The organism is Marinifilum caeruleilacunae (assembly GCF_013141825.1).
GTDB classification, from domain to species: Bacteria; Bacteroidota; Bacteroidia; order Bacteroidales; family Marinifilaceae; genus Marinifilum; species Marinifilum caeruleilacunae.
Genome location: NZ_RZNH01000046.1, coordinates 26,365 through 43,591, shown reverse-complemented (window position 1 = coordinate 43,591; position 17,227 = coordinate 26,365). Strand labels below are relative to the sequence as shown.

Annotated in this window: 9 protein-coding genes and 1 other RNA gene; 3 read left to right on the top strand and 7 right to left on the bottom strand. The window is 37.6% G+C overall.

Translation table 11 applies throughout. The features are described from left to right. Positions 1 to 158: 158 nt before the first annotated feature. The 3 genes from nifJ to rho form a co-directional block, all read right to left on the bottom strand. Positions 159 to 3,713, bottom strand: coding sequence for a pyruvate:ferredoxin (flavodoxin) oxidoreductase (gene nifJ, locus ELS83_RS19400; protein ID WP_171597205.1), 3,555 nt, complete (start codon positions 3,711 to 3,713; stop codon positions 159 to 161). Positions 3,714 to 3,786: 73 nt separating this feature from the next. Then, a complete protein-coding gene (locus ELS83_RS19395) occupies positions 3,787 to 4,974 on the bottom strand; it encodes an ATP-binding protein (protein ID WP_171597204.1) in 1,188 nt (395 codons plus the stop codon). Positions 4,975 to 5,177: 203 nt separating this feature from the next. Further along, positions 5,178 to 6,920, bottom strand: a complete 1,743-nt coding sequence (gene rho / locus ELS83_RS19390; RefSeq protein ID WP_171597203.1) for a transcription termination factor Rho — start codon at positions 6,918 to 6,920, stop codon at positions 5,178 to 5,180. A 306-nt stretch (positions 6,921 to 7,226) separates the two neighbouring features. Between rho and ELS83_RS19385 the strand changes: the two genes are divergently transcribed. Together ELS83_RS19385 and rpe are read left to right on the top strand one after the other, a co-directional pair. Further along, a complete protein-coding gene (locus ELS83_RS19385; RefSeq protein ID WP_171597202.1) occupies positions 7,227 to 8,093 on the top strand; it encodes a sigma-70 family RNA polymerase sigma factor in 867 nt (288 codons plus the stop codon). A gap of 114 nt (positions 8,094 to 8,207) precedes the next feature. After that, positions 8,208 to 8,858: a ribulose-phosphate 3-epimerase gene (gene rpe / locus ELS83_RS19380; protein ID WP_171597201.1), complete on the top strand. Its 651-nt coding sequence runs from the start codon at positions 8,208 to 8,210 to the stop codon at positions 8,856 to 8,858. Between the two features lie 40 nt (positions 8,859 to 8,898). On the opposite strand, the gene ELS83_RS19375 is transcribed toward rpe, so the two are convergent. Next, positions 8,899 to 10,131 carry an NAD(P)-dependent oxidoreductase gene (locus tag ELS83_RS19375; protein WP_171597200.1) on the bottom strand — a complete coding sequence of 411 codons (1,233 nt, stop codon included), beginning with the start codon at positions 10,129 to 10,131 and terminating at the stop codon, positions 8,899 to 8,901. Positions 10,132 to 10,386: 255 nt separating this feature from the next. On the opposite strand from ELS83_RS19375, the gene ssrA reads away from it, so the two are divergent. After that, positions 10,387 to 10,790, top strand: a transfer-messenger RNA (tmRNA) gene (gene ssrA / locus ELS83_RS19370). 205 nt (positions 10,791 to 10,995) lie between these two features. On the opposite strand, the gene ELS83_RS19365 is transcribed toward ssrA, so the two are convergent. The 3 genes from ELS83_RS19365 to ELS83_RS19355 form a co-directional block, all read right to left on the bottom strand. After that, positions 10,996 to 12,567: a sulfatase family protein gene (locus tag ELS83_RS19365; protein ID WP_171597199.1), complete on the bottom strand. Its 1,572-nt coding sequence runs from the start codon at positions 12,565 to 12,567 to the stop codon at positions 10,996 to 10,998. 10 nt (positions 12,568 to 12,577) lie between these two features. Next, the gene (locus ELS83_RS19360) at positions 12,578 to 15,205 is read right to left on the bottom strand and encodes a glycoside hydrolase family 2 TIM barrel-domain containing protein (RefSeq protein ID WP_171597198.1); all 2,628 of its coding nucleotides are present in this window, start codon (positions 15,203 to 15,205) and stop codon (positions 12,578 to 12,580) included. 185 nt (positions 15,206 to 15,390) lie between these two features. Continuing rightward, positions 15,391 to 17,196, bottom strand: a complete 1,806-nt coding sequence (locus ELS83_RS19355; protein ID WP_171597197.1) for a family 43 glycosylhydrolase — start codon at positions 17,194 to 17,196, stop codon at positions 15,391 to 15,393. Between the last annotated feature and the right edge of the window lie 31 nt (positions 17,197 to 17,227).

Here is a 17,227-nt window from a genome sequence, read left to right as displayed (position 1 = left end):
TCTGTTTGGATCTATAATAACAAGAGACCTCATTTGAGTTTGAATTATAAAACACCTAATTTTATACATCAAAAATCCAGTGAGGCTAGCCTCACTGGATCATATAATTAATTTATAAATGTGTCAACCTATTTTAGGACGACTCACAGATTAAAAACTTATGCAAGTTCTTTTTCTTCTTCAGAGTAATCTAATGAAGCTTGACGCTTGTAAGTTTTATATCTCCATTTCGCATTCTCTTCAGCAGCTTCGAATAACTCCTTAGCTTCTTCAGGGAATGATTTCTGTAATGAAGTATAACGTACCTCACCCAATAAGAAGTCCTGGAAGTTTTCCCACTTAGGCTCTTTCGAGTCTAATACAAATGGGTTTTTGTTCTCGTTCTCTAACAATGGGTTGTTACGATACAATTGCCAGTATCCAGCTTCTACAGCTTTCTTCTCCTCAGCTTGTGATTTACCCATAGATGCTTTCAATCCGTGAGAAATACAAGGTGAGTAAGCAATAATCAATGATGGTCCTGGATAAGCCTCAGCTTCTTTCAATGCTTTGTAGTACTGAGCCTGGTTTGCACCCATTGCTACCTGAGCTACATACACATATCCGTAAGACATTGCAATCATACCAAGGTCTTTCTTTCTGATGCGCTTACCAGCAGCAGCAAATTTCGCTACAGCACCTACAGGAGTTGCTTTTGAAGCCTGTCCACCAGTATTAGAGTAAATCTCAGTATCCATTACCAATACATTTACATCTTCACCAGAAGCCAATACATGGTCAAGACCACCGAAACCGATATCATAAGCCCAACCGTCACCACCAAAGATCCAGATAGATTTTTTGATTAGGTATTGCTCAAGATTCTTAATTTCTTTAGCAACTTCGTGAGTTTCATTTTCAAGTGCAGCCAATACTTTTGGTGAAGCAGCTTCTGAAGCTTCAGCATTGTCTTTTCCTTCTAACCACTCAACAAAAGCAGCTTTAGTTGCTTCATTTACAGCATCCATGTTCTCTTCCATGCGTTGTGCAATACGAGCGCGCATTTTGTTCACACCTTCAGCCATACCGTAACCATACTCTGCATTATCTTCGAATAGAGAGTTTGCCCAAGCTGGACCTTTACCGCTCTTATCGTTCTTACAGTATGGAGTAGATGGAGCAGAACCACCGTAGATTGAAGAACAACCAGTTGCGTTTGCAACAATCATTCTCTCACCATACAATTGAGTGATTAACTTGATATATGGAGTTTCACCACAACCAGCACAAGCTCCAGAGAACTCGAATAATGGCTGAGCGAACTGTGAGTTCTTCACATTGTTTTTAGGAAGAAGTTCTTTGTATCCTACTTTCTGATCCATATAGTGCCATCTCTCTTTTTCAGCCTCCTGAGTTTCAAGATGCTTCATTTCAAGAGCTTTAGCTTTAGGAGCTGGACAAACGTCAACACAGTTACCACAACCTGTACAATCAAGTGGAGCAACCTGAATACGGAAACTAAGTCCTTTCAAATCTTTACCTGTTGCAGGTTTAACAGCAGTTCCAGCAGGAGCAGCAGCCAATTCTTCTTCAGTTAACAAGAATGGACGGATAGCAGCGTGAGGACAAACGTAAGCACACTGGTTACACTGAATACAAGTTTCTTCTTTCCATTCAGGAACGCTTACCGCGATACCACGTTTTTCATATTTAGTCGTACCAGCTGGGAAAGTACCATCTTCTCTACCTGTGAAAGCAGAAATAGGAAGGTTATCTCCAATCTGAGCATTCATTGGATCACAAACATTCGCTACAAATTCAGGACGACCAGTAGAATCAGTTGAGAATCCATCAGATTTAATGTTTTTCCAGTCAGCAGGAACTTCAACTTCAATTACGTTGTCACCACCAGCATCAACAGCTGCAAAGTTCATGTTAACAACTTTTTCACCTTTGATACCATATGACTTCACAATTGCTTTCTTCATTTCTTCAACAGCTAATTCGAAAGGAATTACGTTGGTAATTTTGAAGAATGCAGACTGCATAATGGTGTTGGTTCTGTTACCTAGACCTAATTCTTCACCTAACTTAGTACCATTGATGATATAGAATTTAATTTCGTTATCAGCAATGTACTTCTTCATGTGATCAGGTAAGTGCTTCTTCGTTTCTTCTACATCGTAGATAGAGTTCAACAAGAAAGAACCACCTTTTTTCAAGCCTTTCAATACATCGTAAAGATATACGTAAGCAGGAACGTGACAGGCTACAAAGTCTGGAGTAGTTACCAGGTAAGTAGAACGGATAGGATCATCACCAAAACGAAGGTGAGATGCAGTAAAACCACCTGATTTCTTAGAATCGTAAGCAAAGTAAGCTTGACAATACTTATCAGTTGCACTAGCAATAATCTTAATAGAGTTCTTGTTAGCACCAACAGTACCATCAGAACCTAAACCGTAAAATTTAGCTTCGTATAATGATTCAGAGTTTACTTTTAATTCAGTTTCCAATGGAAGTGATTTGAAAGTAACATCATCAACAATACCTAAAGTGAATTGATTCTTAGGCTCGTTCATTGCAAGGTTTTTGTAAACAGCAATGATTTGAGATGGAGTAACATCTTTAGAACCCAAACCGTAACGACCACCTACTACGATAGGAGCATTTTCTTTTCCGTAGAATACTTCTCTTACGTCAAGATACATTGGATCTCCGTTTGCACCTGGCTCCTTAGTTCTGTCAAGAACACAAATTCTCTTCACAGATTTTGGAACAACACTTAAGAAATGCTTCGCTGAGAATGGACGATATAGGTGTACACCTACCATACCTACTTTCTCACCATTTGCAATCTTGTAATCGATAACCTCTTTGATGGTTTCAGTTACAGAACCCATAGCGATAAGGATGTTCTCAGCATCTTCAGCACCATAGTATACGAATGGCTTGTATTCTCTACCAGTTAACTTGGTAATTTCGTTCATGTAACCTTCTACAATTTCAGGTACTTTATCGTAGAATGGGTTAGCTGCTTCACGAGCCTGGAAGTATACATCAGGATTCTGAGCAGTACCTCTTGTTACAGGATTCTCAGGATTTAAAGCACGGTTACGGAATTCCTGAAGAGCTTCCATGTCAACCAATTCTTTCATATCATCAGAATCGATCGCTTCTACTTTCTGAATTTCGTGAGAAGTACGGAATCCGTCAAAGAAGTTGATGAAAGGAACACGTGATTTAATTGCTGTAAGGTGAGCAACTGCAGAAAGATCCATTACTTCCTGTACAGATCCTGATGCTAACATTGCAAAACCTGTTTGTCTTGCTGAATAAACATCCGAGTGATCACCAAAGATTGATAATGCCTGAGCAGCTAATGCACGAGCACTTACGTGGAATACACATGGTAATAACTCACCAGAGATTTTATACATGTTAGGAATCATCAACAATAATCCCTGAGATGCAGTATAAGTAGTTGTTAATGCACCAGCTTGTAATGAACCGTGAACAGCACCTGCTGCTCCAGCTTCTGATTGCATTTCAACTAGACGAACTGTTTCGCCAAAAATGTTCTTGCGGCCTTGTGCAGCCCATTCATCAACATTTTCAGCCATAGGCGAAGATGGTGTGATTGGGTAAATACAAGACACCTCACTAAACATATATGCTACGTGAGCGGCAGCAGCATTACCATCGCAGGTAATGAATTTTTTTTCTCTTGCCATTTTACTCCTCCAATTAATTTTAATTAATGGTAGTTTAATTTATTTCTGTTATTTATTTCTGTTATTTAATTCTCTAATACAAAAAACCGAACAACCACAAAGGAATTTTATTTCCTTCACCGCGTTCGATCATATCTGCAGCCTCAAACAAGTCTTCGGTTCTGATTTTAGAATCGGACATGCCCAGGTTGCCTGTAATGTTAAAATTATATTTGTCGTTCACTAAAAAGTGCCCCATATCTGTGCTGGTAATCAATCTCGATGGTGCAACCTGGTTGTAAAAGAAGGTTTCACGCAAATTAGACTGATCAATATTTTCAGGAGATATCGCGTAAAGCAAATTGGTATTGTGTAAATATACCTTATTCGGCTTTTTAGATGAATCTTTATAACTATCCTTTGTGTTAAGCAATCGAATTAACCTGGCATTTTTTAAATAGCGCAGGTAATTCATGATAGTAGCTCTCGAAGTTTCCACATCGTTTGCCAGTTTGCTTACATTTGGCTGAAATGGTACGTTACTTGAAATAATATAAAGTAATTTTTTCAGCTTTGGCAGATATTTCAATTCAATCTGGTTCAGATAGGTGATATCAAACTCAAGCATCAGGTTGATAATCTTCAATAAATTATCAATAAAACTTTTCTCTTCCTGGTAGCATGGGTAATATCCGTAACGCAAGTAGTCGTTAAAATATGCCAATGGACGTACTTTTTCCAAAATATCATCAACAATCTGTTCATGATTCTCAATAATATCTTCTAAAGAGTAGCTTTTAAAATCGTTTCCGGTTTCATGATTCAGAAATTCTCGGAACGATAATCCATTCAGGTAATAAACATTAACGATATCTTTTAGCTCATCGTTGGTTTTTACTCTTAAAATGGAAGAACCGGTAAAAATGATTTTTAAGCCGGTATATTGTTCGTAGCAGGTTTTTAGATCTTTTGCCCAATCTGGATATTTATGGATCTGATCGAGCAATAATAACTTGCCACCTTTTTTATAAAATTCATCTACAAACGAAACCAATCCTCTTTCTGTAAAGAAAAGGTTATTCATGTTGATATAAAGACAGGATTTATCGTTTGCGCAATTCTCTCGAATATAGTCTAACAGGAAAGTAGTTTTACCAACTCCCCTTGCACCTTTAATCGCAATTAGTCTTTGTGACCAATCGATTTGATCGGCCAATTCGCGACGAATGTTGCTCTTTTTGTTTTTCAACAAACTATTATGAGTCTGTAATAAGGTGTTCATACTTTTTCGAAATTTACAAGGCAAATTTATAGAATTAAAGCTTATTTTTGCTATCTCGAGATTACAAAAGCGTGTATTTTTTGCAATTTATACTTATTTAAAATAACATGCCGCACAACAGCTTTCTAATTCTCAGGCAGAAAGTAAAGCACAAAAAAAGAGGCAGTAAGTTTACTGCCTCTTCTATATTTAATGTAATTGTATTACTTATCGTTCATCGAAATCAGGAACTCTTCATTCGAGCGAGTTTTTCTCATTCTATCGCTAATAAACTGCATTGCTTCTACCGAATTCATATCAGTTAAGAAGTTTCGAAGTACCCAAATGCGGTTCAACTGACCTTCATCCAACAGAAGATCTTCACGTCGTGTACTCGATGCGGTAATATCAACAGCAGGGTAAATACGCTTGTTAGATAATTTACGATCTAACTGAAGTTCCATATTACCTGTTCCTTTAAATTCTTCGAAGATTACTTCATCCATTTTCGAACCTGTTTCGGTTAATGCGGTTGCCAAAATGGTAAGCGACCCTCCATTTTCGATGTTACGGGCTGCACCAAAGAAACGTTTTGGTTTGTGAAGTGCATTTGCATCAACACCACCAGAAAGTACTTTACCCGAAGCAGGAGAAACCGTATTGTAAGCTCGGGCCAAACGTGTAATCGAGTCAAGAAGAATCACTACATCATGACCACATTCTACCATACGTTTTGCTTTTTCAAGCACAATATTAGCTACTCTTACATGGCGTTCTGCCGGTTCGTCGAAAGTTGATGAAATTACTTCCGCATTTACGCTTCTGGCCATATCGGTAACCTCCTCAGGACGCTCATCAATCAACAAGATAATCATGTAAGCCTCAGGATTATTTGCAGCAATTGCATTGGCAACTTCCTTCAACAATACTGTTTTACCTGTTTTTGGCTGAGCCACGATCAAACCTCTTTGTCCTTTACCAATAGGAGCAAACATATCAACTACACGAGTCGATAATGAGTTTGAAGAACCTCCTGTTAGATTGAACTTCTCGTCTGGGAAAAGTGGAGTCAAATGATCGAAAGGAACTCTATCGCGAATAACTTCCGGCAAACGACCGTTAATTTTTTCAACCTTAATTAATGGAAAATACTTTTCGCCTTCTTTTGGAGGACGAATCGAACCATTTACGGTATCACCGGTTTTTAAACCGAACAATTTAATTTGCGATTGCGAAACGTAAATGTCATCCGGTGAATTTAAGTAGTTATAATCTGATGAGCGAAGGAAACCATATCCGTCAGGCATAATTTCAAGAACACCAGAACTGTTAATGATGCCATCGAATTCGAATTGCTTTTCCTTTTCTCTTTTTTCAAATCTCTTTCTTTGCTGATTTTTATCCTGACGATCATGACGATCCTGTCTGTCGGATCTTTCTTGTCTTTCAGGACGTTCAGTTTTTTCAGCCTTTTCTGCTCTTTCGCCTCTTTCCTGCTTTTCCTGCTTTGGTTTTTCTTCGGCAACAGGAGCTTCGGTTTTAACCGCTTTTACTTCTTCAACTTTTTCCTGCTTTTCCTTTACAGGTTCACTTTGCTTTTCAGCAGATTTTCTGGTACGTCTTGGTTTTGCTGGCGCTTCTTCTGCCTTCTTTTCTTCCGGCTCAATTTGAGAAGCAGCTTCTTTTACAACCTCTTTTACAGCCTGCTCAGTTTTTCTTCTTCTGCGCAATTTTATTTTAGGCTGATCTTCCTCCGTTTTAGCCTCAGCTTCAGCTTTTTTCACTCTCTTGCGAGGAGCTTTCTTTTCTGTTGATTTCATTTCAGAAGCTACAATCGCCTGTTGGTCAAGAATCTTATAAATTAAATCTTGTTTTTTAAAAGATTCAACCTTCTTGATCTTAAGTTCTTTAGCGATTTCTCGCAACTCAGGCACAAGCTTCTTGTTTAATTCAAGAATATCGTACATATAAATTTTGTTAATATTTTTTGGGTAATGTTTTTAAGATAGAATTGTATTCGAACAATACGGAACCTGATCTTTCGACCTCTAAATGAGAAGAATCAATCGGAATTCAAATGCAATATTACGGAATTACTTATAATTCGCAAAAAATAATTGAAGAATTATCCCGAAAATAGAAATACAGATGATTTTATCGTGCATTTTCCCATTTTAAATAAGCTGTCAGCGATTTCATTTTTTAAATCATTTTGCTATATTTAAATATTAATGACAGAGTTAGGCTCTATCATTTTATACCAAAAATCCACTATGAGACAGCTAAAAATTACTAAACAAGTAACAAACAGAGAGACTCCATCTCTGGACAAGTATCTGCATGAAATTGGGAAGGTCGACCTGATTTCAGCGGAAGAGGAGGTTCAACTTGCCCGGAAGATTAAGAAAGGAGACAAAAAAGCTCTGGATCGGCTTATTAAGTGTAATCTGCGTTTTGTTGTATCGGTTTCCAAGCAATATCAAAATCAGGGTTTAAGTTTGCCCGATTTGATTAATGAAGGAAACCTTGGACTGATTAAGGCTGCCCAAAGGTTTGATGAAACCAGGGGTTTTAAATTTATTTCTTACGCAGTTTGGTGGATTCGTCAATCGATTTTGCAAGCTTTGGCAGAACAAGCAAGAATTGTACGTTTGCCATTAAACAAAATTGGTTCGATTAATAAAATCAACAAAACATTCTCTCAGTTAGAGCAAGAATATCAGCGCGAACCTTCGGCTGAAGAAATTGCCAATATTTTAGAAATGAGCCCTAAAGATGTAAAAGAGGCTCTTAAAGCTTCGGGAAGACATGTTTCCATGGATGCTCCTATTAACCCTGACGAAGAAAATACCTTATACGACATCTTGCTTAGCAATGACGAGATCAGTCCAGACAAGGCTTTGATAAGGGATTCTTTAAGAAAGGAAATCGAAAGATCCCTATCGACTCTATCGAAAAGGGAAGCTGCCATTATCCGCCTTTACTTTGGATTAAATGGCAAACCTCCTTATTCACTGGAAGAAATTGGGAAAGAATTTGGCTTAACACGCGAACGTGTGCGACAAATTAAGGAGAAAGCCATTAAAAGGATGAAGTCGACTTTCAGAAGCAAAATCCTAAAAACCTATTTAGGAGAGTAAGTCCATTTCTTGTATTATAAGATATTGAAAGGATAAGGGAAAAATTTCTACATTTCTCTCTTATCCTTTTTTAATTATATCTTTGCGCCAAATAAATACAAATTAAACAATCAAATGCAAACAATTATTTCACCATCCTTATTATCTGCCGATTTCACCAACCTGAAAGCCGATATTGAGATGGTTAATAAAAGCGAAGCCGATTGGTTTCACCTTGATATTATGGACGGCGTGTTCGTTCCTAACATCTCTTACGGATTACCTGTTGTTCAACAAATTAATAAAATTGCCGAAAAACCTTTGGATGTACATTTAATGATTGTTGATCCGGACAGATATGTTGAAGCTTTTCAGAAAGCTGGCGCTGATTATTTGACCGTTCACTACGAAGCATGTACGCACTTGCACCGAACCATTCAAAATATCAAGCAACATGGCATGAAAGCTGGTGTTTCCTTAAATCCGCACACTTCAGTATCGGTTCTTGAAGACATTATTCAGGATCTTGATTTGGTGCTATTGATGAGTGTTAATCCTGGCTTTGGAGGACAAAGCTTTATTGAAAACACTTACAAAAAAGTGACTCAATTGAAACAAATGATTACCGGACAAAATGCCAATACCATTATTGAAGTTGATGGTGGTGTAAACCTAAACACGGGAAAAAAATTACTGGAAGCCGGGGCCGATGCGCTGGTTGCAGGTAGCTTTGTTTTTGGGGCCAATAACCCAACAGAAACCATATCGAATTTGAAGAATTTATAAGATACAAAAAGACCAAATGAACATTCATTTGGTCTTTTTTTTATACTGTAACGGCATCTTTTCCTTCCAGGTAATCTTGCAAGTAGGCAAAATGTTTTGTGAGTTTTCCTCCTTTGGCTATCGTAGCTCTTTCCAGAATTCCATCGGGATCATCGCCAAACAAGGCTTCATAAACATTTTCAGCCAAAGCTTCTCCAAAATCAATAGAAGAATCTCGTGGTAACTCACCAGGTAAATTATCTACTGCCATTACGGTTACATTTCGTCGGTCGACAAAAGGAATTGTTTCCTCCTCGCTAAATCGATCGTATCCATAAAATGATGAAGCTATTGTCGATGGTCGTAAGGTTGATGGAAGTGGACCATCAATATCACAACTTACATCGGCAATTACCGAAATTCTGAAATCATCCTCTTTGTAATCATCGGGCGTTAAAAATTTTGGCGCTTTTGGATCCCAGTAATGGCAAGCAATATATAAATCGCTAACCTTCGAAAACTTTTTGAAGGTAGAACGATACATTTCCGGATGTTTTACAAAGTGCTGCATATCAAATTCCGAACCATCAATTCGCTCCACATACTGATCGGGATCGATTCTGCAAACCACAGGCTCATCGTATTCGGTATGTAAAAATTCATCAGCACTTACTTCCTTTAGGTTTAGTATACGAATGGTTTGCATGGCTCCCATGGCTACCCTTCCCCCACCTGTAATCAGAATTTTAATTGGCTTAAGCCTTATCTTTTTTAGATGCTCGTACATTTCGTCCATGTCCAAACAGGTTCTGGCAGGAGGCAAATCGAAAAAGTCGGTCCTCATCCCTCTTGCACGTAAGGCCTTATATGCACCTACCACACCGGCCCAATGTCCAAACGCAACCAAACGTTTGCCGGCCACATTGGTCAGGTATTCGTAATCCACTAAAGTGATATTTCTTTTAATGACCTGCCGCAATAATTCACGATTGTGCGCTTGCTCTTTTGCAGTATGAGAGAAAAACAAGTAGGTTTTATTGGGAATTAATGTTGGAATATTTACCTCTTTCACACCAATTAATATATCGCATTCCCTAAGGTCTTCGGTTAGGAAATACCCTTGTTCACGATACTCAGAATCGGTAAAACAGCGAATATCGCTGGGCTGTATAAAAATACTCACATTGGGAAATTTGTCCAGAATTTTCAAACCTGTTGCAGGTGGAATGGCTACCCTTCTGTCAGGCGGATTCTTTGTTTCCCTTAGTACTCCTACTCGAATTCTGTTTTTCATATGCTAGTATTTTAGGTGTGAGAATTGGGCAAAGGCTCAGGATATGTTCTCTTTCAGGAAATATCACTATGCTTATTTAAATTTAATAAACATTTAACAGAAATAAGAATTTTCATTAAATTTTTAACATCTATATGGCTTGCTGATTTTGAAGATGATAGGTGAATTATGTAAGAAAAATTGAAACATTCGCTTCATTTCTATGGTAATATATTTAGTAGCTAATGGTTTTTTACTAATTTTGCATGAATTCTAGGGGCTGACGTGGTTTTGACAGCATGTAGAATTGATATGTAAGCATGTCGAGCGTTGTGATTCCAGCTCGTAAATATCGGATCTCACACTTTTTAATTGGCGAAAATAATTACGCTCTTGCTGCTTAATCGAATCATAGTAGATTAAAGCTTTATTGCGGCACAAGGTTGCTGCGACGAGACATCCCGCTTATGGTTCCACCTTGTTCCGGTAAGTATATGGGATGCTGGCAATTCAGGGTTAGCTAACTTCAAGCTTCGGGGAGTTCGCGAAATTTAGAAGATAAGCTAAGGTCTCGGGTGTGCTTTCCCTATCCTTAGTCGAAAATTAATAAATCACTAAGCATGTAGAAAGCCTATTGGTCGCATGTTTGGACCAGGGTTCGATTCCCTGCAGCTCCACTTAATATAACAACACCCTCAAATCGTTTGATTTGAGGGTGTTGTTGTTTAATTTTACTCGATATTAATTCAAAAATAGATACCTATTAGGTACCAAATAGAATCACATTAAAGCGATTTCTTTTAATATAACAAAATCCTAATCGCAATAATGAGATTAGGATTTCTTTCTAAATCAAATTTGAACCTAAGGCCCGTACTAATCTATCTATGGTTGAGAGTATTTCAGTCTCTCAAAGTCTTTATAGTGTTTCTGAATTTCTATTAGCTTTTTCTTCATGTCTTTTACGATATCAGCATAATCCGCTTTATCGTACACATTATTCATTTCTTTCGGATCTTTTTTGCGATCATACAGTTCCCATTCATCAACATCGTTGTAGAAATGTATTAACTTATATTCTTCGGTTACAGTTGCGTAATGACGTTTCACCATATGAATCGATGGATACTCATAGTAATGGTAATACACGGCATCTCTGAACCCTTCTGATTGACCTTTGAACAATGGCAGCAAACTCTCTCCTTGCATATCTTTAGGAGGTGTAATTCCTGCAGCTTCAAGAAAAGTTTGTGCAAAGTCTAAGTTTTGCACCATTTGAGTATTGGTAATTCCTGATTTTATCACATTTGGCCATTTAATCAGCAATGGTGTTTTAAATGATTCATTGTATGCGAAGCGCTTATCGAACCACCCGTGTTCACCAAGGTAAAAGCCCTGATCAGATGTGTAAACAACAATGGTATTGTCATCCAAATCGTTGTTATCGAGATAATCCAATACTCTCCCTACTCCTTCGTCTACAGCAGCAATGCAACCAAAGTAATCCTGCATGTAACGCTGATATCGCCAGTGCATCAAATCTGTTTCATTCATATTTGGATAAGCCTTTTTGAATTCTTCATTAATTGGTTGGTAGTGTTTATCCCATGATGCTCTCTCCTCTTCAGTCATTCGGTTATACTCTTTCTGGAAAGCTGATTTATCCCATTTCATATATTCCGGAATACCCAATGCATCCATAACTTCGGGATAAATCTTAGAATCGCCTGCATAGTTCATGTGTTTCACCAAGTTCATTTCTGCTGTGCGAGCAGCAGTTCCTCGAGTTTCGAATGTATCAAACAAAGTTTCTGGTTCTTTAAATGTCTTTGAAGTGAATTCCGCTTGATGTCTTGGAGCTGGAAACCACTCTCTGTGTGGCGCTTTGTGCAAATACATTAACAAAAAAGGTTTGGTTTCATCACGATCATTTTCCAGCCAATCAATGGTCATATCAGTAATTAAATCGGTAGTGTAACCTTTAATGTTTATTTTTCCCTCGTGAGCTGTGAAAAAATCAGGTGCATAATAACTTCCCTGATCATCAAGGATTCTAAATTGGTCGAATCCTTTAGGGTTGTTTCCAAAATGCAATTTTCCAAACATGGCGGTTTGATAACCTGCTTCTTGTAGAATTTGAGGGAAAGTTACTTGAGTAGTATCAAATGGGAATCGATTATCAATTTTCCCATTTAAATGACTGTGTTTCCCAGTAAGAATTACAGCTCTTGATGGTGCACAAATTGAATTGGTAACACAGGCATTTGTAAATTTAATTCCGTCGGTAGCAATGCGATCAATATTTGGAGTTTGTGTTAAACTTGTATCATAAGCACTAATGGCCTGATATGCATGATCATCCGACATAATAAACAGAATATTAGGACGTTGATCAACTGCTTTTTCTTTACAGGAAAACAGTAATATTGGTAATAAAGCACAAATTAAATATCTCATATCTTAATAATTATCTGATTTTTCTCAAACTTATTCCACTTAATATTGTTGATCCTTCAACTGAAACAAACTCTATTCTAATTCCTTTATCATTCTTCACTTCAACATTGATCTTTTTTTCCATTGCCGATCTGGCTCCAGCCTCTTCCACAATGTTGAAATTTTTCAGAACTAGCATTCCATTCACTAATACATCAAACACTCTTTTTTCAAGCTTTTCTTTTCGTTTTCTGCCTTTTCCCAATTCATAAACCAAAGGCTTTTTCTTGAGTTTTGTATTTGGCTCCATAAACAGAAGATTAATTTCAAAATATCCAGGATTCACATCAAACTGAAAAGCCTGAATATCCTCTCTATGGCTTTGATAAAGTGGATCATCCTTGGTTCTGTATATGTTTAAGGCAGTTCCTACTGATGGAAGTCCATTTTTTATGATTGCCTTACCTCCAATATAGCCCCAAGATCCAGGTGTATATTCCTTTTCTGGAACAAATGCTTGACCTGCTGGCTCTCTAGAAACAAACTGACGGTGATCACCTACGGAAATATTTATTTTGCCTGCATATAAATCCAAATCGAACGGAACTAAATTGAAGTGAATATCTACCATATCGGCAACATCTCCACATTTGGCTTCCAATTGGTTTAAACCATTTATAAAAGGCACCTTAAAAACGGCCGAATTGTGCTGATCAGGTGTTTTAGTTCCAATAAGTTTTCCGTTTATAGTAAGCTTGATATCTCCTCCTTTTCCAAACACTTCAATTTTTTGTGTACATGTTTCAGCTCCAGTTTTATCTTCGATTCCTATTCGTTGTTTGTACTCACCTGAAGCAATTCGCACAATAGGTTTATCCGATAGCATTACATGGTAATAATGGTAAGCGTCCTTTGGAATTCTATCATGCGTCATTAATCCTTTAGAATTGATATTTGGATCGGTATCCTGACGAACGCCTGAGGCAAAATCGGCAAAATTCCAGACTTCACCACCCATTACATCTTCTCTACCGAGTATTGTTTCCATAAAATGCTTGTGAACTTTAACCTGATACTCACGACTAAAATCCCATCGGTGTGGATCTTCGCAGCTAATTCGTGGATCAGCCCCGGCTCCGTACTCCGTGATCATCAATCCTTTCGCAGGAAATTGCTGATGCATGCGAGTAATAAAATCATTCAATGTGTTATCGAATTTCTCTTCTCCATACCAACAATGATAAAGGTTCCAACCAATGATATCTGGTGTTAATCCAGTTCCAGCCGCCAAATGAATGTCAGGTTTTTCACTATTCACAATCATCGTCAAACGGTCCTCATCTTCTTCTTTTAGCAAGGAATTTATCGCTGCTGCAAATTCTCCTGTTTTCTTCAAATACTCATCCTCGGGATCGTAAGGAGGTCGTAATTTGGTGCGCAACAAACATTCATTAAGCATGGCCCAAATCACAATGGAAGGATGATTAAATGACTGACGCACCATCTCTTGTTGACGCAACATGGAATTTTGCCAATATTCATCAGAGAATACATTATTCTTATTATTCAAAGGTACCTCAACACAACACAAAATCCCCAAACGATCACACTCCTCCAATATCATTTTGTCTTGCGGATAATGCGCAATTCGTAAAAAATTACTTCCCATTTCCTTAATGAGTCGCATATCTTTTAAATGTGCCTCATCTGGCACAGCATTTCCATAACCAAAGAAATCCTGGTGTCGATTAACCCCAACCAACTTTAAAGCTTTTCCATTTAAGTAAAAACCTTTGTCAGGATCAACAGAAAACCAACGAATCCCAAGAGGTTCAATCCTACTGTCCAATTCCTGATTGTCCTCATCATACAATTCAACTATAATCTTATACAAGTATGGTTGATCGGGTGACCAAAGCTTAGGATTTTTCAGCGATGAAAGCTTGCCTTCAATAGCAAGCTGATCATTGGGCTTTATTTTGATCTTTTTCGAATATGTAGATACCACCTGATTGTTGGCATCCATAATTCTGGCTCTTAATTCTGCAACTTTCGCAAATTCGCTTTTATTAACAATTTTGCTTGTAATAAAAATGTCGGCATTCTTCTCACTAACATTTTTCTGACGGATAAAAACACCTGATGAAGACAAGTTGTCCAAATCAATATGAAGCTTATTGGCCTCAATTAATTGTGCATCTCTGTAGATCCCACCAAACATGGTAAAATCTCCATCCAAAGGAGGATAATTGGGATTCAATTCATTGTTAACAATCAGTTTTACATCATTCTCACCAATATGTACAAAGTTTGAGATATCAAATCTAAATGCAGTATAGCCACCTATATGCTGCCCCACAAACTGATCATTTATAAATAAATCTGCGAAAGCATTAACTCCATCAAATTGAATGAACAATGCTTTAGAGACTTGGGCCGAGTCTATACTTAACTTTTTCTTATAGATTCCTGTTCCCCTGTAATAAGCCTGATCACCAAATGCATCTTCTGCATTCCAGGTATGTGGTAAATTAACAGTTTTCCATGCTTTACCTTCCAAAGCAAATTGCCAATTTTCATTTATTGTGTAAGAATTTATTGCCTTACCAATCTGTACATGAAATGAAAGTAAGAGTAATATTAGAAGAATTCTACCCATGTTTTCTAAATCAAATCGTATTATTAATAAGTTTTAAACCAATTAAATCATCTCAAAATAAACTTATTGCACTAATCTAAATCCTGAAGGATTAATTTGCTTTTTTTTTAAAAAGCCATTTGTGAAATTTGTGCAATTCGTGGTTCTTTAAAGTATTGAAGTGGAAAGAACACACATGTCTCATTTTATTCCACCAGTATCGGTTTTGTTCTTTCCGAGATCCCATTCTCATTAAATGCTTCAATAGAGAAATAATACGGAGTATCTCGATCCAAACAACGCATGAAATGCTCATTTACCTCATAAAGCATCCAGGATTGATACATTTTGTCTGGTGCAATTCCCCAACGAATATTATATCCTTGTGCTCCTTTAACAGGTTTCCACGAAAAGGCTATATCCCGCTTGTCCTCTTGTCTGTTGATTGCAAATCCTTTAACCGACAATGGTTTCTTTCCATGTCCAAGCCCAAAGACTCTTATTTCCGACATAGCCAGATTTGCACCTGGTACTTTAATATTTTTATACCTCACATATTTGGCATCTATTGGTTGATTTAATACCATATAAGCATTAGGAGAATCCTTATAACTTTTGCTGCGATCAATTACGGTTTGCCAATTTTTGTTATCATTCGAAGCCTCAATTGTAAAACGGTGACGCAAACCTTCTACACGAGTATAAATGCCCGATTCATGATCATGAAAATTCAATTGAATGGCATAGATTTTTCCTGGTTGAGCCATCTCTATATTCACCCATTGCTTGTCATCGTTAGCATCGGCTACCCAAAATGATTTGGGGCTCTCATCCGTTAATACTTCTGATAAAATCTTTTCATCATCAGTTTTTACCACTGGCATCTCAGTAATCACATAATCATCATCAGTAGAAGTACTTTTCTTAATTTGCATTTTCGAGGATGAAACACTTGTTTTCCCCTTATAGGATAAAAGCATCCATCCACAGTGCTGACCTGCTTTAGTTGGATGATTGGGCGCATAACGAGGATAATCCCCATAATGGGTATTTGAATACATCAAATCATCTTTGTCAAAATAAGTTGGAAACATACACAAGCGTCGTTCCCAATGCGAGTTTGATGCCAATGCCATGGTAGCAAAATGCCAATATTGTCCGTTGGTCTGCTTCATAGTGATTCCATGTCCTGCTCCATTGGTAAAACCTCCGGGCTTAAAACTCATGGGATTACTTTTCATGTATTTAAATGGACCAAGAGGCGTCTCGCCAATATATACCCCATCGGCATATACATTGAATTGTGTCCCCGGAGCGGCATATTGCAGATAGTATTTTCCATTGTATTTGGTCATCGAAGCTCCTTCCATATAACCTTCCTTTAAGGTTGGATGAAAGTTATTCTCTCCAAATCTTTCCCAACCATGCTCTTCTTCAACCAAGTTGATCAATTCTTTTGTTTCACCTACAACCAGCATTCGATCATCCTTATTCAATTGCTTAACTTTTATAGGATAAACATTTGATGAGCCCCAATACAGATACGTTTTTCCATCGTCATCAATGAATAACTCCGAATCCTGAAGATTATTACTTATGGATGCAGTTGGTGTCCATTTGCCACTTTTCGGATCATCCGTATAAAGAATACTTCCATAACCTGCCGGATCACCCGCGAAATAAATCAGGGAATCTTTGTAGTTGTAGGCAGTTGGAGCATTACATCCTTCAAAGAACCATTGTTCAGGCTTAATGAAGCTCCAGTTTACCAAATCTGTAGAGTGCCAATAACCAAAGGAACGTGTGACAAACATATAATATTCACCTCGAAATTCTACTACCGCAGGATCCGCCCCCGAGCGATATGAAATATTCCGGCTCGAGTTGTACACCATATAGGTATAGTCGATATCTAAAGGATTACAATAAGTTTGAGCTATGGTTTCCTGAGCACTAAGCTGGATAGAAAAGCAACAGATTACAACTAGAAATATGTTTTTTATTGCCTGCATTTGCATTGTATTTTTATAGGTTACCTTTTCA